The sequence below is a fragment of the Candidatus Symbiopectobacterium sp. NZEC151 genome (assembly GCF_025962655.1).
GTDB lineage: Bacteria > Pseudomonadota > Gammaproteobacteria > Enterobacterales > Enterobacteriaceae > Symbiopectobacterium.
Map to the genome: position 1 here is coordinate 239,439 of NZ_JAGFPE010000004.1, position 21,617 is coordinate 261,055.

The window sequence follows — 21,617 nt, forward strand, 5'->3', positions numbered from 1 at the left end:
TTTTCAACGGGTGAAAATTTGCTACACTGTATGCAATTACAGTAATGGCGAGTATCCCCGTGAATCCGTATCAAGCCTCTATGGATAAGCCGTTAGATGCCATGGAGGCCTATCACTACCCTGAGCACCTGCGCCCGTTTCTTGAGGGATTGCCCGCAGCACCAGGCGTCTATGTCTTCCATAGCGATAGCGATGTCATGCCGCTGTATATCGGTAAAAGCGTCAATATCCGCAGTCGAGTCATGTCGCATTTCAGGACCGTTTCCGAGGCGCGCATGCTGCACCAGTCTCGCCGCATCAGCTATCATTTGACGGCGGGTGAGATTGGCGCGCTGTTGCTGGAAGCGCAAATGATCAAACAGCTACAGCCGTTGCACAATAAACGGTTGCGGCGCAGTCGCCAGCTCTGCTCGTTGCATTTGCGTAACGGCGCCCCCCATATTGTCTCGGCAAAAGAGATCGACTTTTCCCATACGCCCGATTTATACGGCTTGTTCTCCAACCGGCGCGCTGCGCAGCAAGCGCTGCTGGATATCGCCGACAGTGAGTTGCTGTGTTACGGGCTGTTAGGTTTGGAAAAAAAACCGCACGGTCGGGCTTGTTTCAGACATCAACTGGGGCGATGCGCAGGTGCCTGTTGTGGCAAGGAACCGGTGGTAGAGCATCAACTGCGTCTGCTCGATGGGCTGCAACAGCTACGTGTGTTCAACTGGCCTTACTCGGGCGCCGTCGGGCTGGTGGAGCAGCACGGCGATGTGCGGCAGATTCATGTTATCAACAACTGGTATTACCTCGGATCCGTAGAAGACATCGCTGATGCAGCACGCTTGACCAAGGTCGCTCACGGTTTTGATCGCGACGGATACAAGATTTTAAGCGGGCCGCTGTTAAAGGGGCAGCATGAGGTCATTTTGCTGGAATGATCTGATCTCATCGACATTCATCGCGGCTGATGAATGATAATATGGATTATCCACATTTATGCTATGGATTTTCGATGTTATTTACGCTGCGCCAACTTGAATTTTTTGTCGCTGTTGCCGATGCCGGACAAATCTCTAAGGCAGCGTTGTTTTGCAATGTTTCCCAATCGTCAATGACGGTTGCGCTGCAAAATCTGGAAGAGCAATGCGGAAGGTCGCTGTTTACCCGCCATGCCAAAGGAATACGCCTGACGGAAACCGGAGAGCGTCTATTACGCCATGCCAGAAAGGTATTAAACACCGTTCAGCTCGCGACGGATGATATGCTGATTCCGTCTAACGATCTGAGTGGAACGCTGCGCATTGGTGTCACTGAAACCCTCTCGGCCTATATGCTGCCTGCGCTGCTGAGCTCGATTACGGCGCGCTTTCCTTCTTTGCAATTTAGCCTGGTTGAGTATCCTTCTCCCCGATTGTGTCAGGCGATAAGGGCCGGGATGGTTGATCTGGCCTTGATGCTGGTGTCTAACATCATGCTGCCAGAGGATTTTGCGACAGAGATATTCATTCGTTCGACTCGGCGATTATGGACCTGTGCCGGCCACCCATTACAGGATGCGCCGACGATTACGTTAGAGAGCATTGCGAAAGAAGATTTTTTGCTTCTCGATATGGATGACCATATCCCTACCGTCAATCATTACTGGGCTGAGCAAAATCTGCAACCACGCATCAAATTTAAATCGACCTCCATTGAGGCGATAAGGGGTATGGTGGCGCAAGGCCACGGTGTCACCATTTTGTCTGATTTTGTGTATCGCCCCTGGTCGTTGGAAGGCAATCGTATTGTCCGGCGGGATGTGAGTAACGTGATCCCTTCGATGGATATTGGGGCCGTGTGGTTACCCGCGCGCCCTTTGCTGCCCAGCGCTGAGATGTTGATAGATTTCATTCGTAAACAAAAAAACGCGTAATCATCCCCTGTTCTGCGCCATAAAAAATGGGCTGTTAGCCAGCCCATTGATGGTTAGCGCACGATCACCCTCCGACGCTAAAGAACGCGTAGCGCCCTAAGAACTCGCCGGTGATGGTTATCATCAACGCCAGTGAGAGCAGAGCGGGCAATGATTTTCGTGGCAATCGGGTGACATAGGTCACCAGCAGGACCAGTGCGATGCCCAGCAGCAGGTAACGCCACAGCGTCAGTGTTCCGACATTCACCGCAGCGGTTTTAATGCTGATTCCTTGCGCAAGGTTGGGGGCAACGGCAGAAAACATGACAATGACCGCAACCGTAGCCAGCACAAAACCCAGCAGGTAGAAGCGAAGCAAAGGTGTCATGGCACGCGCACTCTCATCCTCTGCCAGTTGGTGTAACTGGGGCCACAGGCACAGCGCATACAACAGGCTGCCCATCATAAACGCCGAACCATAAAAGCCCGCATAGGTTCCCCATCCTTGCCAAAGGATAAAACGGCTATGGTCGTAAATGGCTGACATGACGAAGATATCCGCCACGCCGACCAACGCGGTGAGCCCCAGCAGTGCGGTAGGTAGCTGTTTTTTCACCAGAGCATAAACCAGTGTCAAAAATAGCAAGCCTATAAACAGCGCTGTGAACAGGATTTCGCGGCTCATCCAGGATGAGGCGACATGGCTAAGTGTAAATAGCGCATGCCACGGGTTACCCAGATGCGCAACGGATGCCAATAAGCCAACGCCGCCGCACAGTAACGCACACAAGAGTGCGGGACTCGCCAGCTTCAGCCGTTTATCATCGGTCAACGTAGTGAAAATGAATGTATGGCAATACCAAACGGTGACGACACAACCGATAGTGATTTGCATCAGCAAGGTAAAAAAGATCAATGGCCATTCGTGCATGTCAGTATCCTCGCTGTGTTTTAGTACCCACGATCAAGTTGGGTCGGGTTAGCGATGAGTCGGGCAGACCTGCGATATCCGCATTGTTGCCGTATTTTTTCCGGAGTTCACTGATGGGACCGAAATCCAAGGCTCGCATGGGGCAGGCATCCACGCAGGCTGGGTTTTCCCCCTTGGCGCGCAGATTCAGGCAGGTATCGCATTTCGTCATCATGCCAGACGCCTCATCAAACTGCGGTGCCTCGTAAGGACATGCCCAGGTGCAGTAGCGGCAGCCGACACACAGTGTGTGATCGACCACGACCACCCCATCTTCTTCGCGCTTATGCATCGCCTTGGTGGGGCAATGGCTGACACAGGCAGGCGAGTCGCAATGATTACACGCGATAGAAAGATGCCAACGTTTCGGCTTGGGAAACGTACCTTCCTCAAAGTCGTAGACCCGTCGAAAATTACGTCCCACTTCCAGATCGTTTTTATCTTTGCAGGCGATGACGCATGTTTTGCAACCGATGCACGCGGCGGCATTAAAATAGAATCCAACCTGTTCCATCGTTATCGCTCCTCACCAAAAATGATACGTTGTGGTCTGTCTACATCAGGAATCAATGCCGGGCCTTGCCACTTTTTCACGTCGCACAGCACGGTATTCCAGCCCGATGTCCCAAACCCGGTCGCGACCTGTTCCGATATAGCGTTATCCGCCCCGGCCAAATCAATGCCGCTGGCCTCATCAAGCTCGAACCAACTGCCGTGAGGCAGCGCGACAACGCCGGGTTTCAACGTCTCGGTCAGCCAGGCCGGGCGCAGCGTTTTTCCTGAGGCGCTGGTAATGAGCACGGTTTCACCGTGGCGGATGCCAAGGCGAGTGGCATCAGATTTATTGAGATAGACGGGTGAGGGCCAGGCTTCTCTAAGCCAGGGCACGTTATCCAACGTACTGTGTGAACGTCTTAAATAGTGCGGATTGTAAACCTGGAAGGGATACTCGCCTTTCACTTTAGCGTTCCAATCTGAGAAGCTTTCTTCATACCCTTTGGGCTTGGCGGTATAGGCAGGAATAGGAGGTACTTCATTCCAGCCGTACTCATGGCTGATTCGTTTGAGTTTCTCGCAATAAATTTCAAACTTCCCGCTATCCGTGTCGCGTGGATTCTTCTCTGGGGCCTGGACAAAATCTTTATAGGCGATATAGCCGTAATTATCCCCTTCGGTGCGCTCTACCTGATAGGTGCCACGGGTCAGGAATGCATTCAGCGAGGTTTTGCCCTGCTGCGTTTTCCCCTTAACGCCCCATGCTGCCAGATCCTGCTCAGTGATGGTTAACAAAGGAACCTTGGTCTTACCGTCTTCATCAATGACGTTAGCCCCTTGCAGCGTATTGAAAAACTGCTGCTTTTCAGAAATCGGGAAGATTTTATCAACATCAACGCCCAGACGTTTGCCGATCTCTTTTGCAATCCATTGATCGCTTTTCGCTTCATAAAGCGGTTTAACAATATTCACTGCCACAATCAGCACGTCGCGGTTGCTGGGGTTTAAAATGGTGCCTTCCCGTTCCCATTCGGTCGTGACCGGCAAGACCACATCAGAATACTTGGCGCTGGTGTGCAACACATAAGTGGGAGAGACGATGAACTCAACCTTCTCCCTTAGTGCAGCGATGCCTTGCGTAATATTGGCTCGCGTTTGCATCGTGGCATTGAAGGTGTGGAACATCATCTGGATATCCACCTGTTTCTCGCCCTTACCGCGCTGACGAAATTTGCCTTCCGTTAATGCCCTGTTGATCTCGTTGTGATTAATGGTGCTGCTGATCGGGTTTGGGAAGTTGGGGAGCCCTGTACCGCCGCCGTTAACCAAACGTGTACCGCCGTTGCCAGCCGTGTAATGGCAGCATACGCCAGTCATTCGGCCAGAACGGCCCATATGCCCGGTCATAAAACCGAGCGTTGAAAACGCATGAACCCATCCTTCACCATTGTGAATACGGGCTGGTGCCCACCCAGTGAGCAGGGCGACGCGGCGAGTGCCACCGATTTGTCTTGCCAGGCTACGGATAGTGTCTGGCGCAACACCACAGATTTCGGCGGCCCACTCAGGATTCTTGGGCTCGTGGGTAAAGGTGCCCAACAGATAATCTTTGAAATTATCATCGGGATTAGCGCTTGCAGGCATGTGCTCCCTGTCGAAGCCAACACAGCAACGGTTCAGGAAATCCCAATCTATCAGCGGGTTGTTTTGCGGATCGTCCTCTTCCAGTAGGGCATACATAATGCCTAGTGCAAGCGCATGGTCTGTGCCAGGGTTGACCGGAACCCAATCGGCATCGAGCAGCTCACAGGTTGCATGGTAGCTCGGATCAATACAGATAAAGCGCGCACCGGCCTTTTTCGCTTGCAGATAGTGATAGGTCGGGCTGCCCGGGCTACTCCAGGCGGGGTTGGCTCCCCACAGGACGATAAGCTGAGATTTGCGTAAGTCCAGACGATCGTTGGTGCCGAAACGGACCCACCCATCATGAACGCCGATATATTCCGGTGTGTCTTTCCATGCTCCCCAGGACGTCGTTCCCCAGTCTGAGGTATAACCGCCGTAGTTAGCGTACATATTAAGGTAATGCGTGCCGTTAGAGCCGGTGAGCCAGATTGACTCATTGCCATACTTTTCTTTGATACGCTTGGTTTCGCTGGCCACAATGTCCAGCGCTTCGTCCCAACTGATGCGTACCCATTGATCACGCCCACGGAGCGATTTATCACCGCCGCCAGGGGCCCAGTTTTTACGCTTCATGGGATAACGGATACGGTCGGCACCAAAGACTTGTTTACGCTGGGAGCGGCCGCGCAGACATCCCCGTTGTTGAGGATTATCAGGGGTGTCACTGTGAGTATCATCCGTCTTTTGACGTTCTACTACGCCATCTACCACCAACGCCTTGTTCAAGCAGCGGCCACCACAGTTATGCCAGCATGCTGCGGGTTTCCAGGTGCCTGTTTTGTCCGTCACAGCCGTTGCCGGCTGGGCGGTAGTCGGTTCAGCGCGTAATCCGCGGCTCATGGGCAACGCTGCGATAGCGGCTGCCGCGGAGCTTATCTGGATAAACGCACGCCGACTGATTCCAGAAAGTAAATTATTGATCATGTAATACTCCTACTTTCACATTGCATAAAAACCCTGCCGCCGTCGGATCTGCCAATACGGCATTGCCGACATGGCGGTGGGCATAGCGTGTTATCGTTTTTGTTATGACGTTGCCTGCACAGTCTCCATGTCAACGACCTGATTGAGTTGCTGTGCATCGTGGGTTAAAAACACCGGCAATAGCTGAGCGATGCCGCGATAGAAATCGGTCTCTGCGTGTGTTTTTACGTTATGAGAAAACGCATCACAGAACGCCAGCGTATGCTGCTGGAGAAAATCACGTTGCCTTAGCAGAGAAAGCATGACGTTCTGAAGCGCCGCGCCGCTGTGCAACGCTTCGGCAACGGACTGGCTTTGCTGATAAAGAAAATCGAGCTCGAACCCGATGTGGTCTGGGGCCTCGCCGTCATCGTCAGACATGGTCAACCCGCAGGATTGATAAACCTGCTTCACCTCTTGGGTGCAACGTTGAAACAACAGCTTATCGCGCGATACATAGATGGATTCCCACGGTGGTGCAGGGGGCGTCTCAGGGCCGATAAACAAGCGGGTGAAATCCCAATGCAGATTTTCAAAGGCGCTCTCACCGGTGATAAAGGGTTCTCCTGCCAGCGCGTGCTGCACACTTTCTACTGCTGAAGAGAAATTCGCGTCAGCGATCGCAGGGAACAGCGTCGCCAGATCTTGCTGCTGGAGAAAATTCAACAGTGCAGGCGTGGGCTCTTCGATCAGCAACCGGCGTAAAAGATCGTAACCCACGGTGCGCTGGATGAGGTATTGCGGGAATTGATGAGGGGTCATCGTCATATCCTTTAAATGTCGGCCAGTGAAAAGGTGGATGGCGTCACGTGTTGTAATTGCACTTCTTTCACGTAACGCTCGGTTTCTGAAAGGTGTTCAATAACGTTGAGTGAAAGACAAACCTCAACGGGCAATGCACCAAGCAAGGAAATGGCCGAGGGGTGAAACTGAATACAGTGATGTTGCTGGCTGTGTCTGACGGGAATGTGGTGTTGGGCCAGAAGGGTTTTCACGGCAGTAATGGCCGAGCCGAATACTTTAGCGCATTTGAAAAAAGCGTCTCGGGGAGAAAAATAGTAGGTGTTGTCAACCGGGCTGAGGTGGTTTTGCTGGAACACTTGGCCGGTATGTTTATTTTCTAAAGAGCAATAGTGTACGCCCAGCCTCAACGCGCGCTCTAACGCGAACAGCATCAATTCCAGTGCCAATGTTTCGCTACCGGCTATGGCTAACCCGCCGGCATACCAATAATTGTAATACACCTGATAGGGGGGATATTTCAGGGTAAAACCGCGTTCGCGAAACGCGGCGGCATTCGCCAGAGGAAAACAAAACTCCAGCAGGTTGATACCGTCAACGCCGAGGGCATCAAGTTCGCGCAATAACGCTTTCATCTGTTCGCCGCTGCCGGGAATAACCGGCATTTCCACCATTACAGTGGGAATATATTTTTTTGCCAGGCGAATGCGCCGCAGTATGCGGGCTTGCTTCTCTGCCGGATCGTCAATTTTGATGCTAAACCGAATTTCTTTCAGCCCGGCTTGTTGCAGCTGTTGTGCGGTTTGCTCGTCCAGGGGATCGCCGGCAGTGTAGAGCCGGGCGTGAATATCAGGAAAATGGTGCTGAACCTGTTTGAAGAAACCGGTCGCTTCCGCTTTGTGTAATAGTGGTTCTCCCCCGGTCAACGCCGCAAATTGCAGGGGCTCTCCGCTGGCAGCAATCTGTTCAACTTCCGTTGCTGCCTGACGCAGATGGTGTTGGTAGTAGTCATAATCCTGTTGATTGGGATTGAAACAGAAATAGCATTGACGATGGCATTTTAGCGAAATGAACGCGGTGTAACTCCCTGCTCCCGTGCGGCAGGCAACGCATGCATCAGAAATCCAGTTGATGTGAATGCTTTTGTCATTGTTGGAAAACTGGGCTCCCATGGCGCGCAGTTGGTGTTTTAGGGCAAGTGCGTTATCGCTGCTTTCGCCGGTGGATTCAAACGGCAGACCATACCGTGTGATGGCCTGTAAGGTCTTTTGCTCAATCTCGATATATCGTTGAGCGTACTGTGCGAAATCAGGATCGTTAATACACGGAAAGGTCGTGCTATTGATGATGTTCATTTTTCACCCTCCGTTACGCAGAGAAATTCAGGCTTTTCATGCCGATACGGTCCCCGGTGAAGCGGAGCTTTTCTTGCATGGAACAGGCCGGGCACAGGTGCTCACCTGGATTCAACGATGGGAACGGTTGTTGACAGCGAGGACAACATGCAGCGTTAAAGGAATAATGCGTCTGTGTTTTTTTTGTTATTTCTTCTCTCATCTCAATAGCGGATTCTGGGCAGCTTGCCTGACAGAGTTGACACCCAACGCACTTGCCTGATTCAATAACCAATTGCTTGTTTTGATAATGGAAAACGCCCGTTGGACATAATTTCAAGCAGCTACTGCATAATGAACAGGTATCTTTATTGATATTGATACTGAACAGTTGATAGTCAGGGAAAATATCGCTGATTAATCTGTTTGTTGGCGCTCTCTTTTTTCGTAAATACCGCTGAACCGTACCAATACGTAGAAAACGACGCCGCGCGATAACTGCGTCTACTGGTTCTGCGCTGGCATGATTCAGTGAGAAGGGTTCTTGGTGACATGCGCGTAACAGGTTATTTGTGCGGTCGACGACATCACACCATGAGAAATGATTATCATCTACAACCAGCGTACGGTACCCTGCACGATAATAGAGTAAAAGTTCTTTCACCGACGGGGCGGTAATCGCATCCAAATATAAATGGTCATCAACAGTTTGACGTTCGGGAAATGAGCCTGTTATCGCCATTACTGGACACGCTGCTATGCATCCGCCGCAGCCTGAGCAGGCATCAGGAATAATGTTGACCACACCAGCGTGGGTGATGAACAGAGCCGCAGATGAACATGCCTCTGTGCATAGCCGACATTCGACTCTCCGGCTTTTATTTCGGATACAATCAGACGTTACGACAATGTCATCATTGAACGAAGTATTAATAACATTCACCTCGTGCTGGCTTATAAGGAAAATATGACAAAAATTTAGTAAAAAAGTATGGTTTTATTTTTTTTGTATGTGTCTTTGGCTGTTTTTTATTTATCTGTTGTTTGTTTGTTAAATTCTATCAACGCTGTTATTTAAGTTAAAAAAATACTATATCCATATACTGTATAAGGATAATGGATTTTTTCGATATGCCATTATTAGTATTTTCTATATATCTCGTTTTTCTCCCTTGTGGCGGTGATTTATCTGATTGAAGGGCGGGGCGGACACGGAATTTCAGACGAGATTATTTTAACGAATATTGATGATGATCATAAATAGCGTGGATTGAAATACAGCACATCGTTATGTAATTATATTTATAACGGTGTGCTTAATCTACACAATTTATTTATCAAATGATAATTGTTTTTGTATCAGCCATTTTTCCACATGGCTCGAATTAAGGGATGAAATTTCAATGTCAACGCAAACTATCGTTATGCGCGTCAAGAAAATGTCATAAAGTGCAGGTAATGTGTCGGAGAGTTTCTAATTGTTACGTTATATCATTACACAAGGAATTTCTCCATGCGAAAGCTCTCCACCGCATTATTGGTTCTTTCTATTAGCGCTGTGCTCTCGCCCTGGGCGATTGCGCAGGGCTCGGCACCCGCAAAAGCGAAAAATGTGATTTTGCTTATCAGCGATGGCGCGGGGATCAACACCTGGCATGCTGCAAGCTATTATCGGCACGGTGCGTTGGGGCACGAAGTCTATGATGACTTTGATGTCAAACTGTTTGCTTCCACCTATCCGCTTAACACCTCTAATGTGCCAACCCGCACGATGGATAAGTCTGTTACGTTTGATGCCGATAAAATTTGGAACAAAGACAAAGTAGACAGCACTTTTCAGGGCAGCTTGGGTAAATATCCGGGCTACTTTGCCGGTTATGAATACCTGCGCGCGGATTTTACCGACAGCGCTGCGGCAGCAACTGCACTGGCCTCCGGCCACAAGACCTACAACAACGCCATTAACTGGTCCAACGATGACAAAAGGCTCAAGCATATTGGTGAATATGCCGTAGAAAACGGCAAAGCGTTGGGGGTGATCACCTCTGTGCAGTGGAGCCATGCGACGCCAGCGGGTTTCCTTGCGCATAACGTTAGCCGTAACGAATACGCCGCTATTGGCAAAGAGATCGTGGAATCTGGGCTGGCAACGGTGGTGATGGGTTCCGGCCATCCTGCCTATGATGAAAACGGCAAACCGACGACGCCGAAGGATGATAAGGCCTACCGCTATGTCGGCGGCAAAGCGGTGTGGGATCGTTTGGTGGCGGGCAAAACCGACTATAAGCACATTGAAACCAAAGCAGATTTTGTCGCATTGGCTGATGGCAAACTGAATATGGGTAACAAAACCAAGCTGGTGGGTACGGTGCAAAACCATGCGACGTTGCAGTTTAATCGTGCGGGCGTTGCTGCTGGCGAGTTGCTGGATAATCAGCCTGATTTGGCGACCATGACCCGTGGTGCGCTAAACCTGATAGCCAAGAACCCGAACGGCTTTATGTTGATGGTGGAAGGTGGGGCAGTGGATTGGGCTGCGCATGCCAATAACCTGCCGCGTTTGATTGAAGAGCAGATCGATTTCAACCACGCGGTTGAAGCGGCGGTAGCCTGGGTAGAAAAGAACAGCTCCTGGGATGACACGCTGGTGATTGTTACCACCGATCACGGCAATGGGTTATTGCAGGGACCAGATTCAAATAACGACGCGTTCTCCGACATTGTCAATCAGGGCGCCGGGGCGCTGCCGCTGGTGCGCTGGCACACTGATACCCACACGCGTGAACTGGTCCCCGTTTATGCTAAAGGTGCCGGCGCGGATTTCTTGCGCTCAGTGGCGAAACCCAACAAGGGGCTGGCAACCTACAATGTGCCGGAAGAGAGCCAACGGTTTGTTGATAACACGGATATTTTCCGTGCCTCACTGAATGCCTTTGGCATTACCGCAGCAGACCCCCAGTAAACCACTTGCTTGCGCTGTGTACCACGAACCGTACGCAGCGTTATTTTTATGACAGAACACAGGAATTTGGCCGTGATGAAGAAATGGATAAACGCGCATTGGCGTGATGCTCGGCGGCACAGTGTGGCAGGGCTTTGTCTGCTGCTGCTGAGCACCTCGGCGGTGCTGGCGGCTGACCACCCGACGGTAGCGACGCCAAGCACCAATGCGCAGGCGCAGGTGATGCGTGCTGTGCGCCAAAATGGAGAGTTGCTGATCGAATTGCGGTTTGAGACCACGGCAGATACGTTTGGTGGCGAAACCATCTATGAGAATATGACGCCTGACATAATGAATTCATCCTTTTATATCGAGGCACAGGGACAGCATTTTACGCTGAGTGATACGGGAAAAGCGCAGCTCCCCACCTCGTTGAGATTGAATTTCAGCTACGACCGCAATAAAAATCCTCGCGTGGGTGCCTGGCGCGGAAGGTTCGTTGCGCCGCCAACATCAATCACTCAGGTTGAACTGCATATCCCCGGATTGGCACTGATATCAGGCATTTCGATTACCGACAGAGGAGAGTAAAATCAATCAATAAATTTGAATGATTATGGCAATTTTATCTGATATTCACTTCTGAATGATGGCGCTATGATTTATCACATCGAAGGCAAACAGCCTTTTAATCAAACATCAAACAGAAGGATTACCCTCATGAATACTATCAAAAAATTTGCCGCATTTTTTGCTCTCGGCCTGGTTTCTTTCGGTAGCTTTGCTGCCCAAGAAGTGGGTACCGTTCAGGTCAGTGGTGCAGAAACCCTGAGCGCATTCGAAGCGCAAGTGGCTGCCAAGGCTGAAGCCGCGGGCGCAACGTCTTACAAGATTGTCTCTGCTGCTGGTGGCGATCAACTGCGTGGCACAGCAATCCTGTATAAATGATTTCATCATCGTTGATGGAACAGCCTGAAAGGGGAGCGAAAGCCCCCCCTTTTTGTTTCTAAGGCCATTTCGTTATCGCTTGCTTAGGCAGCAGCGGTATTACAATTGGTTTAGCCAGTTGCTATCCCAATTCCGTTGATGGATGTCTGACGCAGACTCATCATGAGGGGCGGAGCGCGCGAGATACCTTGTGAGTAAATCAACACCCATATCAATGGTTTGACCGTAGTTATCTCGATTAAATGTCTTTTGCGTGTTGAATCCGCGCTCGAAGTCGAATACCGCAATTTGTGCGTTGGCTAGATCATTAGCCAATTTGACTAATCCATCATCGTCATTCAATGCCTTATTCAACCGCTCAATTTGTTCTTTATTCAACCCTTCTGCCTGCGTCACAAATAGTGTTCCATCTTTATTAACACTGAATCCAAAATACGCGTCCTTTAAATCGGGGTTATCTTCGGCAAGTTGGTCCAGGAAAGAGGAATAAGTCTGATCAATCTCGTCAGTTACCGCTGAAAGATTTCCCCACACCTGATACGACATTTTGGCGTGTTCGACTCGCATTTCTTCATGGCTAGCGGCTATAAGCGCTTCCCGTGCGGTTTGCTCTGCTTCACTAACCGGGCCCTGTTGAGCAACGGCTGCACCTTCAGCCGTTCTTTGCCAGGTGGATGCCGCACCATCCGCCTTTTGTTGTTCCGCATACGCCTGAAATTTAGTAAGGGCCTCTTGGCTGATATGCACCGTCTGAAGATCGCTTTTTTCCCCAGCAGATACCGAATGACGATCCTCGATATTCTGTTGTTCAGGTTGGCTGTTTACCGTACGGCTATTTTGTCCTGAATAGGTCACGCTATGCAATCCAGAGGTCGCTATGCTATCGATCATTCCTTGTTCTCCTGAGTATCAGGATGCCAGAGCATCTGACAACGCTGTCCTGAAAATATGCTTGAATGTGAGAGACGTATCATTTCTATCTTCTTAATACTAACGGTTATTTCTCACAAATCTTTAGGATGATATGGGTGATGAATTATTCGATAGCATATTATTCATAAAAATATTTCATCGCCGTGATTGGCATCAATGTCCCATGGCGCGCGGAGGATTAAAGGATTTGTGCCTCCTTTGCCTTATCTAGCCAGGGTTTAAACCCTTCCAGCAAAAGATCGAACAAACACTCATCTGACATCGTGGCAAAGTCGTCGATGGCGAAGAAATGGGAGTTATCAAGTCGTCTGTCGGTAAACGTATCCAGAACTTCCAGCAGGCCATAATTACAGCCGCCGAGGCCGACGAACTTCCAGAAAATAGGGTAGTTGGCGGAGCGGCGGATCGCATCTTTGATCTCTCGGGTTTTATTGATGCCACCGTCAGTGATAAAGACGACATATACGGGTAATTTACTGTTATAGAACGTGTCAATGAGCTCTTCCATTACCGGCGGCTCATTATTCCTACCTCCTAATCCCGGCAAGATCTCCCTTCCGACTCTTTCTCCCTGCTGTTGTATCGTGGTGATGTAGTCGTCAAGGTTTTCGAGCGTTACATTCGGGTACTTTGCATGTTGTTGACCAAAAGCCCACACATCCATTGAGCCATCATTGTCGAACTCGACTGACAGTATCGCAATGCGGTCCAGTACAGCCTGTACGTAACCACGACTAAACTGTCTACTCATCGAGCCGGAGGCATCTAACACAAAGGCCACTTTTGCTTTCAGTGTTTCCAGTTCACACTTTCTCAGACAGGCTATGACCGTTTTTGCTATGCGGACCAACCGTGGTGCTGTTACCCTCAGCCTATTCTCCAGACTGATGACAGCCGGTGGTTGCGTGGGCATCTCCTCGTTCTGTAACAGCGATTCAATCCCATTGCTGAGCGCCCGCCCCGCGGCATGCAGTTTCCACCCTCCCTCGTGGCGATAAATCTCTGCAAGTACCATCAGCTGCTCGTGACAGTGCTGAATCTCTGGGCTGAATTGAGCAATATTCTCCGCGATCAGCATCAGACTACTAAGTGCAGAAATGCCTTCACCGTCATCACCGTCGATAGCGATAATTATTGAAATTTTACTGACGTCTGCGTCAATTTTGCTGAGATCCAATGAGATAGTGCTTTCATGTGGAATACCCTCTGGAGCTATATTGTGATCGGGCAGGTTAGGTTGATTTAAAAATACCATGTCCTCATCCATGTTGATCATGGTGTACTTATTGATCAGAAATACAGTGTTATCTACCTGTCCATGAAAGCCAGATGGAGTGGTGTATTTTATTCTCAGTGTCAACTGCGAGGTTGTAAGGATCTGGTTTTGACCTGTTTGTAACGACATGATGCCAATCTCCTTTTGTCTATCACTCGCTAAGCGTTTGCTTAAGCGCAGAGGAGCGCACGCAGGTATGGCGCTTATCTCGGTTATACATGCTATTTAAAATAGATATTGGCAATATAAAGTCACTAAAAATATATTGTTTTTTCTTTTTTTGCGAGATGCGCTGTAAATGAGTTTTTTATATGGCGATGTGTCCCTCGGTGTTTTGTTGTGTGTATATCAATTCATTTATTTAGATGTTTATATCATTAGCTTTCCTGTTTTAATTGCGGGGTGCTACGGTGCGGATAAATAAGGAAGTAAAACCAGAGCGACACAGTTAATTTATGCTTGAGGAGGAGTGCCATTTTAGACATCAGGCACGTTCCATTCTGCTTAACCGTTTTCGATGGGGAGCGTATCGGTTGTCCGCTAAGAAATATTTACCTGAGAAGTCGAAGCCCTCTCGAGACAATTTTCTTGAATTCTTCACACTGAGTATGCTCCGGCTCTGTACAGCGGGCAGCATGCTTCAGCCCCCGACTTAACAGTTGCAACCTGCGAATGGTGTTGTCTATCTCCTTAGCGCGCTGGTGGAGCAACTCGCGGTCGATAGCAACCTTACCCTCCGTATTGAACATCGTAGCCATTTCATCCAGAGAAAACCCAGCGGCCTGTCCTAACCCAATCAGTTGCAGTTTATTCAGCACGTTTTCATGGTACTGCCTCCTCAGGCCATTGCGGCCAACAGGTGTGATTAATCCTTTCTTTTCGTAAAACCGCAACGCTGAGGGGGTAACGCCAGAAAGGTTAGCAATCTCTCGGATATCCAGTTCTTTCATTGTTGACTTGAACCTTACTTTAAGTTGCACACTGGTTCCCAGTTTAGTATGTCATCAAAAAAGGAAGCAGACATTGGATATGATTCTTGTTCTTCAAACGGTCATAACAGGTATCGGCGCAACGTTGGTCATGGATTTATGGTCATGGTGTCAGAAACACCTACTGAACGTTCCGCCACTGAATTATGCGCTGGTTGGTCGCTGGATTTTATGGCTCCCCAGAGGAAAATTCTGGCATCACACAATCGTCTCGACGTCCCGAATGCAAGGAGAGATTTTTACTGGCTGGGCATTTCATTACCTGACCGGAATACTTTTTGCGTCTATACCGTTTATGTTGGCCGGAGGAGGCTGGTTTCATGAACCTTGTCTGTTAACGGGTCTGCTGGTCGGTGTGTTAACGTTACCGGCTCCGTTCATGATGCTACAGCCCGCGTTTGGCTTTGGCATCGCGGCGTCCCGCACCTCCCGCCCGTGGTTGGCGCGCTTGTTAAGCCTTGTGACGCATCTGGTATATGGAATCGGACTTTATGGCATGGCCACTGTTCTGACCGTATTCTCATGGCCTTAACCGTGGTCTGCTGTTCCGTTAGCCTTTTCTGTCTGTGTGTGTGATTTCTTCGTGCAGTACCTCAATCAGTTCTTTCAAACCCTGTGGCAGTCGTCGGTGCCCCGGATAATAGAGATACATCGGCGGTTCGATGGGGGACCATTCTGGTAGGACGACCCTGAGACTGCCATCGCGGATATAATCACGCACTCTGTCTTTCAAACAGTAGGCAATACCGACTCCCGACAGGGCCAGCTCGATAGCCAGCGCCGTTTCGCTGACACAAACAGGCCCTGTTACATCCACCACGCGATAATCCTCTTTCCGGCGGAACTCCCACCTGTAGATAATCCCCTGCCCAGTGCGCATCTGGATGCAGTCATGAAGTCGCAAATCCTCCGGTATGGAAGGGGGAGTGTGCTGGTAAAGATACCGTGGAGAAGCCACCGCCACCCATGTAAGTTCGCCGCCAAGACGAACGGCAACCAGGTCTTCAGGTACTGTGCCACCGAAACGTATCCCGGCATCAAAGCCCTCGGACACGATATCCACCATGCGATCGTCCACGCTGATTTCGACTTCAACATCAGGATATTTGCTGATAAAGCGCGGAAGATGTCGGGCAATAACCAAACGGGCACCATCGCTCAGCACGTTAAGTCGCAGCCGACCTACAGGGCGATCTCGCATAAGGTTTATCTCTTCCAGGGCGTCGCCAATTTCCCTGAACCCAGTGGTAAGTCGCAGTGCCAGAGTGGTCCCGGCTTCGGTCGGTGAAACGGTCCGGCTGGTTCGGTTAAGCAGCCGGACGCCAAGGCGGGTCTCCAGATTGCGTATGGAATGGCTGAGGGCCGAAGTAGTAATCCCCAGTTCAACCGCTGCTTTGGTAAAACTGCGCATTCTTTCTGTGATTAAAAAGGCATTGAGGTCGGCAAGGTCGCTGCGGGTAAGCGTGGTGGGAGTTTTGGCTGGCATAGATAATGGACCGTTGAGTTGATTTCAACGTGTCATTAAATTTAATGACACAAAATCGCCTTTAAGGAATGTTAAGTTTAGATGGATTCAACATAGAGATGCAACCCACCAGCGATCTTCTCAGGGGGATGCTTTTTCATCAGACCTCCTGGAGAGATTCACGTGTTCCATATCTGGACTCTGCTTCCTGCATTATACCTGCTTTTCAGATTTGTCAGGCCGCTAACCATTTCACTTGTCCTGAAAATCATCATTGGTTTATTGATTGCGGCAGTGTGTGAGTTCCATTGGTTTACTCGGCTTCTGACTGGAAATATGTTTTCTCCTGAGTTGTCTCGGCCGCTGATGATCCTGGTGGGATGGCTCTTTGGTGTGGCCGTTTTTCTGGCTGGGCTTCTCCTGCTCCGTGACGCACTCTACCTTATTTTAAGGATACTTTTCGGTCAGCCTCTCACACACCAGTCTGGATTACGGGGGCTGTTGCTGGCCGTGGCCGTCATTTTGTCATCAGTCGCTGTTTGGCAGGGCATCAGGGCCCCGCAGGTCAATCACGTCCGGATAACGCTTAAGGGGCTGCCTCCTCAGTTTGAAGGATTCTCGATAGTTCAACTCGCCGACCTCCATTCCAGCAGACTTCTGCCTCGGAACTGGGTACAGGACGTGGTCACCCGAACCAACGCCCTCAACGCCGATCTTATCGTTCTCACTGGGGATATGGTTGACGGCTGGGTGATGTCCCGCTATGGGGACATTGAACCTCTGGGCGACCTGCGCGCAAAACACGGGGTTTGGGCTGTGACAGGTAACCACGAGTACTATTTTTGTGCCCCGGACTGGGTGAAAACATTCGAAAAACTCGGGTTAACCTTCCTGAACAATTCCGCTACCCGTATTACCCAGGGGAGTGCTGCAATCTACCTTGCTGGCGTTACTGATGCTGTCGCTCCGAAATATGGGTTGCAGGGTCCCCAACTGAATGATGCCCTGGCAGCACGCCGTCCTGATGACACGGTCATTCTGCTTGATCATCGTCCGGGAAACGCCCGACAAAACGAAGAGATGGGCGTTAGCCTCCAGCTTTCTGGTCACACTCACGGAGGCATGATTTCCGGACTCGATAAACTCATCGGATCCGCCAACAACGGGTTTGTATCAGGCCAGTACCCTCTGGGAGCGATGACGCTGTACGTGAGTAACGGTACAGGGATTTGGAACGGATTTCCCTTTCGCCTTGGCAAGCAGTCAGAAATAACACTCATCACCCTGCACAGTACAAATCACGTTCTCAGGAGTTAGACTCAGTGTCAGAAAACAGCATGATAGGGGCAGATGGACGTATCCGCCCACCCTTAGGTCTTTTGCCCGCAATGCTTGCGCTCGGTGCCGGAGGATTATGCATCGGTACCGGGGAGTTTGCCCCAATGAGCCTTCTGCCCGATCTCGCTCAGGGCACGGATGTTTCGATTCCAGCAGCCGGTGGCTACATCAGCGCGTATGCGGCTGGTGTGGTGATCGGTGCTCCAGCTATCGCTGTACTGGGTGCGCGACTGCCACGCAAAATACTTCTGCTCATTCTGCTGATGATTGCCATGGTTGGATATGCATTTAGTGCCATGGCGTGGAACGCTCCCTCCATGCTGACTGCTCGCTTCCTCTCCGGAATGCCTCATGGTGCATGGTATGGCGTGTCGGCTCTGGTTGCTGCTTCTATGGTATCACCACAGCATAGGGCACGTTATATCGGCTATGTGATGCTTGGGCTTGCGGTGGCAAACGTGGCGGGCGTTCCGCTGGTTACCTGGGTTGGACAGGTTCTGGGCTGGAGAATGTCTTTCTGGGGCGTGTTTGCGGGACTGGTGCTGACGGCAGCAATCGTTTCGCTGTGCGTTCCCTCCATTGCTGCTGATGGTACTGCATCTCCCGTTAAAGAGCTTGGGGCGCTGCGTAGCCCCCAGATACTGATGACGTTTGCGGTGGCTTCAGTCAGTTTTGCGGGTATGTTTGCAGTATACAGCTTTATCACCCCCGCGCTGACCGAAATGGCTGGCTTCTCTTTGTCAGCCGTACCCTGGATCCTGATTCTCTGGGGGGCGGGTATGGTTGCCGGTAATATTATCGGAGGGCGACTAGCCGACAGAGCGCTTATCCCATCGATCTTTGGCATCATTATATGGAATGTGGTTTTTCTGGTTCTGTTTTCTCTGACGGGCTCCCTACAACTGCCGACGCTCATGGTGCTGTTTTTGCTGGGGGGCGGGTTTGCTCTCGTGCCTGCGCTCCAGTCGCATATGATGGACATTGCCGGTGAGGCCCAGACACTGGCCTCATCGCTGACGCACAGCGCTTTCAATATTTCAAACGCCCTGGGCGCAGCCGCAGGTGGTTTGGTCATCGCCTCTGGAGGAAGTTGGATTTCTACCGGTTGGGTTGGTGCGGGTTTTTCCCTTCTTGCGCTTATCCTGATGTCCCTTTCTGTCTACATCACACGACGGAGTTAATCATGAATGAAAAAGTCATTAAATCAGAAAACGTTGCCGTGATTACGGGAGCCGCAAGGGGGATTGGCGCAGCAGCGGCACGCGAGTTTGCACATCAGGGCATGAAGCTTTGCCTGTTCGACCGCGATCGGGAAGCTCTTCAGGTGCTGGCCGATGAACTTGACACTGAAATTACACTGGTCATCGGTGATGTCACCCGGGAGGAGGACCTGAGACAACTGCACAAAACGGCTTACAGTACCTACGGAAAAGTTAATCTGCTTTTCAATAATGCCGGTGCCAAAGTTGCCGCAGGTGCCTGCGATTCGCCTGATCGGTGGCGACATCAGATGGCCGTTAACCTAACCTCAATCGTGGCCACCCAGCATCTGTTCCTTCCAGAGATGCTTAAGATGAAGGAGCGCGGTGCGGTGGTGAATCTGGGGTCAAAGGAAGGCATTACCACGCCACCTGGGTTTGCCGCCTACAATGCCTCAAAAGCTGCCGTGAAGGTACTGACAGAGCAATTATCACACCAGTTACTGATGGATACCGGGAGCAGGTTAACCGCGCATTTACTTGTTCCGGGTTACACGTGGACAGCTATGAATGACCCCGGCATGGACGAACGCAAAGGGATCAAGCCTGATGAAGCATGGACGGCGGCACAGGTCATTGACTACTTTGTTCCCCGGTTTGAACACGGTGATTTCTATATTATTTGCCCCGATAACGCCGTCAGCTGCGAGACAGATGCAAAACGTATTCTCTGGGCCTGTCAGGACATGCTTGAGAACCGTCCGGCACTGTCTCGCTGGCATCCTGACTGGAAAGACGATTTTGAACGCTGGCTAAAGCGCTGAGGCTCCAGAGCGCGTGCGCTTTATTCAATCAGTCTAGATAAATGACATCGCCCGTCATTGGCGATGTCATGTTTGGTATCCACAGTCGTCCCCATAATCCGGTACAGTGACAACCCATGACTTTCTCGATTCGCTGTTCGGCAATCAGTTTCTTCGTGCTGAGCAATGTAGAGGGCGAAGCGCATCGAAGATGAAAACCACCGATCAACGCGTAAACCTGGTTGATGCCAGTAATATTTTTACAGTGTTCTACAATCCCACCAATTCCCCGGTGCCCGCAGCCCGTTACAATGACTAATCCTCGCGAAGATTTATAAATCAGCACACCTTCATCCTGAATATAATCAGGCGAGTCTGGTGTTCCTGCTAATACGCCATAGGCATGCGGTTTGTTTATATGAATCTCTCCAGACCACATTATCGATTGGCTAATGTCCAATGGAGTACGAGAGAATTGCATTCGGTAGGGAGAATAATCAATATCAAGAGACAGTTTCTTTATTTTTGGTGTATAGCCAAAAAGAGTAACAGATGAAAAGCGTTTATCGATAATAGCGGGATGACAAATAATACGAGTGCCATGAGGAAGTGCTGAAACGCCGCCACAGTGATCGTAGTGCCCATGTGACAATACAACGGCATCGATATTCGCCAGATCTACGCCCATCAGTGTGGCATTGTGAACAAAACTGGCATCTGGGCCGGTATCAAAGAGCACGGTGGTATCTTGGTCTTGAATCAGCAGGCTTAATCCAGCTTTAGCTATTAATTGGGAATCTTTCCCTCGACGATTTTCAAGAAGAACCGTGATTTTTAGTGGCATTCTTTTTCTTATGTGTTGCGAGTGACGGTAACACAAGGGTAAGCGAAGATTAATTCACTATTAAAGCGATTTCAATCGATTCGCTTTTGTTCATATCGTCGGCAAGCACGCAGATTCTTGTTCCGTTGAATTCTGTTAGTTTCATGGGAAGCGTCATGTCCGTTATGATTGCTATAGCACCCGTTAGGACATCCGAGCGTAGTCATTTGATTGGTTTTTATTAGGTGACTGACTGATTTTGATGGCCTACAGGATTCGAATTGGCTATTCATTACATTGAATTTAAATGAATAAATCGTGTTCGATAAATTTTATACCAACATTTATACCAACATGTCGTTTTGTGTCGACGTTAAGGTGTTGCAGGAGTGAAGCGATAGCACATAAGTGTCAGTTGTCGTCTCTGGTCTGTGCGTCTGGTTGCTCTCGTTCCGGTATGAAATCATGTGTTATCTTTTCACCGTCAAACCAGCTATCCCAGGTCTTCTGATTCTGGGAATTGAGCTCAGATGAATCAGTTTGTGGTTCGAAGGCGTTTAAATGTTCGGTAATCCAATTCACGGCTATCTTCCATTCGTTAGTGGAAATCCACCCGACGTGATTGAGGCTGCACTGGCCCATGTGGATAAAAACGAGGTGCGCCGCGCCTATAACCGCAGCGACTATCTGGAACAACTCCGCCCCTTGATGCAATGGTGGGCTGATTTTGTGAAGGCGGCAGATAGGGGGAGTCTTTTAGAGGGCGACTGTGTGTTTGTTCGATGAAGCTTGAATGAACAGGGTTGAGATTAGCCTTTGCACATAGTGCAGAGGCCG

General features: G+C 50.1%; 20 protein-coding genes and 2 pseudogenes. 10 read left to right on the plus strand and 12 right to left on the minus strand.

What is annotated here, in order from left to right; translation table 11 throughout:
- Positions 1-80 precede the first annotated feature (80 nt).
- Together cho and J5067_RS14415 are read left to right on the plus strand one after the other, a co-directional pair.
- On the plus strand, positions 81-923 hold the full coding sequence (gene cho / locus J5067_RS14410; protein WP_264643779.1) for an excinuclease Cho: 843 nt from the start codon (positions 81-83) through the stop codon (positions 921-923).
- A 74-nt stretch (positions 924-997) separates the two neighbouring features.
- Entirely contained in the window at positions 998-1,897 is a 900-nt protein-coding gene (locus J5067_RS14415; RefSeq protein WP_264627965.1) for a LysR family transcriptional regulator, read from the plus strand.
- Positions 1,898-1,961: 64 nt separating this feature from the next.
- Here the strand turns inward: J5067_RS14415 and J5067_RS14420 are convergent, their stop codons facing one another.
- From J5067_RS14420 to J5067_RS14445, 6 genes are all read right to left on the minus strand, one after another.
- On the minus strand, positions 1,962-2,807 hold the full coding sequence (locus J5067_RS14420) for a DmsC/YnfH family molybdoenzyme membrane anchor subunit (protein WP_264651404.1): 846 nt from the start codon (positions 2,805-2,807) through the stop codon (positions 1,962-1,964).
- A gap of 1 nt (position 2,808) precedes the next feature.
- Positions 2,809-3,360, minus strand: coding sequence for a DMSO/selenate family reductase complex B subunit (locus tag J5067_RS14425; protein ID WP_264643499.1), 552 nt, complete (start codon positions 3,358-3,360; stop codon positions 2,809-2,811).
- 2 nt (positions 3,361-3,362) lie between these two features.
- On the minus strand, positions 3,363-5,951 hold the full coding sequence (locus J5067_RS14430; protein ID WP_264643498.1) for a molybdopterin-dependent oxidoreductase: 2,589 nt from the start codon (positions 5,949-5,951) through the stop codon (positions 3,363-3,365).
- 102 nt (positions 5,952-6,053) lie between these two features.
- On the minus strand, positions 6,054-6,752 hold the full coding sequence (locus tag J5067_RS14435; protein ID WP_264627979.1) for a molecular chaperone: 699 nt from the start codon (positions 6,750-6,752) through the stop codon (positions 6,054-6,056).
- A gap of 11 nt (positions 6,753-6,763) precedes the next feature.
- Positions 6,764-8,086 (minus strand): radical SAM protein, encoded by a 1,323-nt coding sequence (locus J5067_RS14440; RefSeq protein ID WP_264651405.1) that lies wholly within the window; start codon positions 8,084-8,086, stop codon positions 6,764-6,766.
- Between the two features lie 13 nt (positions 8,087-8,099).
- Complete coding sequence (locus J5067_RS14445; protein WP_369076103.1) at positions 8,100-9,008, minus strand: 4Fe-4S dicluster domain-containing protein; 909 nt, start codon at positions 9,006-9,008, stop codon at positions 8,100-8,102.
- 570 nt (positions 9,009-9,578) lie between these two features.
- Between J5067_RS14445 and J5067_RS14450 the strand changes: the two genes are divergently transcribed.
- From J5067_RS14450 to J5067_RS14460, 3 genes are all read left to right on the plus strand, one after another.
- Positions 9,579-11,027: an alkaline phosphatase gene (locus tag J5067_RS14450; protein ID WP_264651407.1), complete on the plus strand. Its 1,449-nt coding sequence runs from the start codon at positions 9,579-9,581 to the stop codon at positions 11,025-11,027.
- Between the two features lie 75 nt (positions 11,028-11,102).
- On the plus strand, positions 11,103-11,597 hold the full coding sequence (locus tag J5067_RS14455; protein ID WP_264643494.1) for a hypothetical protein: 495 nt from the start codon (positions 11,103-11,105) through the stop codon (positions 11,595-11,597).
- A 129-nt stretch (positions 11,598-11,726) separates the two neighbouring features.
- Positions 11,727-11,954 carry a YdgH/BhsA/McbA-like domain containing protein gene (locus J5067_RS14460; protein WP_264627772.1) on the plus strand — a complete coding sequence of 76 codons (228 nt, stop codon included), beginning with the start codon at positions 11,727-11,729 and terminating at the stop codon, positions 11,952-11,954.
- A gap of 99 nt (positions 11,955-12,053) precedes the next feature.
- Here the strand turns inward: J5067_RS14460 and J5067_RS14465 are convergent, their stop codons facing one another.
- The 3 genes from J5067_RS14465 to J5067_RS14475 form a co-directional block, all read right to left on the minus strand.
- Entirely contained in the window at positions 12,054-12,845 is a 792-nt protein-coding gene (locus tag J5067_RS14465; RefSeq protein WP_264627771.1) for a hypothetical protein, read from the minus strand.
- Positions 12,846-13,065: 220 nt separating this feature from the next.
- Entirely contained in the window at positions 13,066-14,292 is a 1,227-nt protein-coding gene (locus tag J5067_RS14470) for a VWA domain-containing protein (protein WP_264651408.1), read from the minus strand.
- A gap of 422 nt (positions 14,293-14,714) precedes the next feature.
- Positions 14,715-15,113 carry a helix-turn-helix domain-containing protein gene (locus tag J5067_RS14475; protein WP_264627610.1) on the minus strand — a complete coding sequence of 133 codons (399 nt, stop codon included), beginning with the start codon at positions 15,111-15,113 and terminating at the stop codon, positions 14,715-14,717.
- Positions 15,114-15,192: 79 nt separating this feature from the next.
- Here J5067_RS14475 and J5067_RS14480 point away from each other — a divergent pair, with 79 nt between their 5' ends.
- Positions 15,193-15,684, plus strand: a complete 492-nt coding sequence (locus tag J5067_RS14480) for a DUF2938 domain-containing protein (protein ID WP_264627614.1) — start codon at positions 15,193-15,195, stop codon at positions 15,682-15,684.
- A gap of 18 nt (positions 15,685-15,702) precedes the next feature.
- Here J5067_RS14480 and J5067_RS14485 read toward each other — a convergent pair whose 3' ends face one another.
- Both J5067_RS14485 and J5067_RS14490 read right to left on the minus strand, forming a co-directional pair.
- A complete protein-coding gene (locus J5067_RS14485; protein ID WP_264651495.1) occupies positions 15,703-16,353 on the minus strand; it encodes a LysR substrate-binding domain-containing protein in 651 nt (216 codons plus the stop codon).
- Positions 16,354-16,434: 81 nt separating this feature from the next.
- A pseudogene (locus J5067_RS14490) lies at positions 16,435-16,638 on the minus strand (LysR family transcriptional regulator); the annotation flags it as partial.
- 162 nt (positions 16,639-16,800) lie between these two features.
- Between J5067_RS14490 and J5067_RS14495 the strand changes: the two are divergent.
- Genes J5067_RS14495 through J5067_RS14505 form a run of 3 tightly spaced genes read left to right on the plus strand, consistent with a single transcriptional unit; the run spans position 16,801 to position 19,978 of the window.
- A complete protein-coding gene (locus J5067_RS14495; RefSeq protein ID WP_264643490.1) occupies positions 16,801-17,934 on the plus strand; it encodes a metallophosphoesterase in 1,134 nt (377 codons plus the stop codon).
- Positions 17,935-17,939: 5 nt separating this feature from the next.
- The gene (locus tag J5067_RS14500) at positions 17,940-19,136 is read left to right on the plus strand and encodes an MFS transporter (protein WP_264651409.1); all 1,197 of its coding nucleotides are present in this window, start codon (positions 17,940-17,942) and stop codon (positions 19,134-19,136) included.
- 2 nt (positions 19,137-19,138) lie between these two features.
- Positions 19,139-19,978: an SDR family oxidoreductase gene (locus J5067_RS14505; RefSeq protein WP_264643488.1), complete on the plus strand. Its 840-nt coding sequence runs from the start codon at positions 19,139-19,141 to the stop codon at positions 19,976-19,978.
- Between the two features lie 28 nt (positions 19,979-20,006).
- Here the strand turns inward: J5067_RS14505 and J5067_RS14510 are convergent, their stop codons facing one another.
- The gene (locus J5067_RS14510; RefSeq protein WP_264628097.1) at positions 20,007-20,801 is read right to left on the minus strand and encodes an MBL fold metallo-hydrolase; all 795 of its coding nucleotides are present in this window, start codon (positions 20,799-20,801) and stop codon (positions 20,007-20,009) included.
- A 588-nt stretch (positions 20,802-21,389) separates the two neighbouring features.
- Between J5067_RS14510 and J5067_RS14515 the strand changes: the two are divergent.
- A pseudogene (locus tag J5067_RS14515) lies at positions 21,390-21,566 on the plus strand (hypothetical protein); the annotation flags it as partial.
- Between the last annotated feature and the right edge of the window lie 51 nt (positions 21,567-21,617).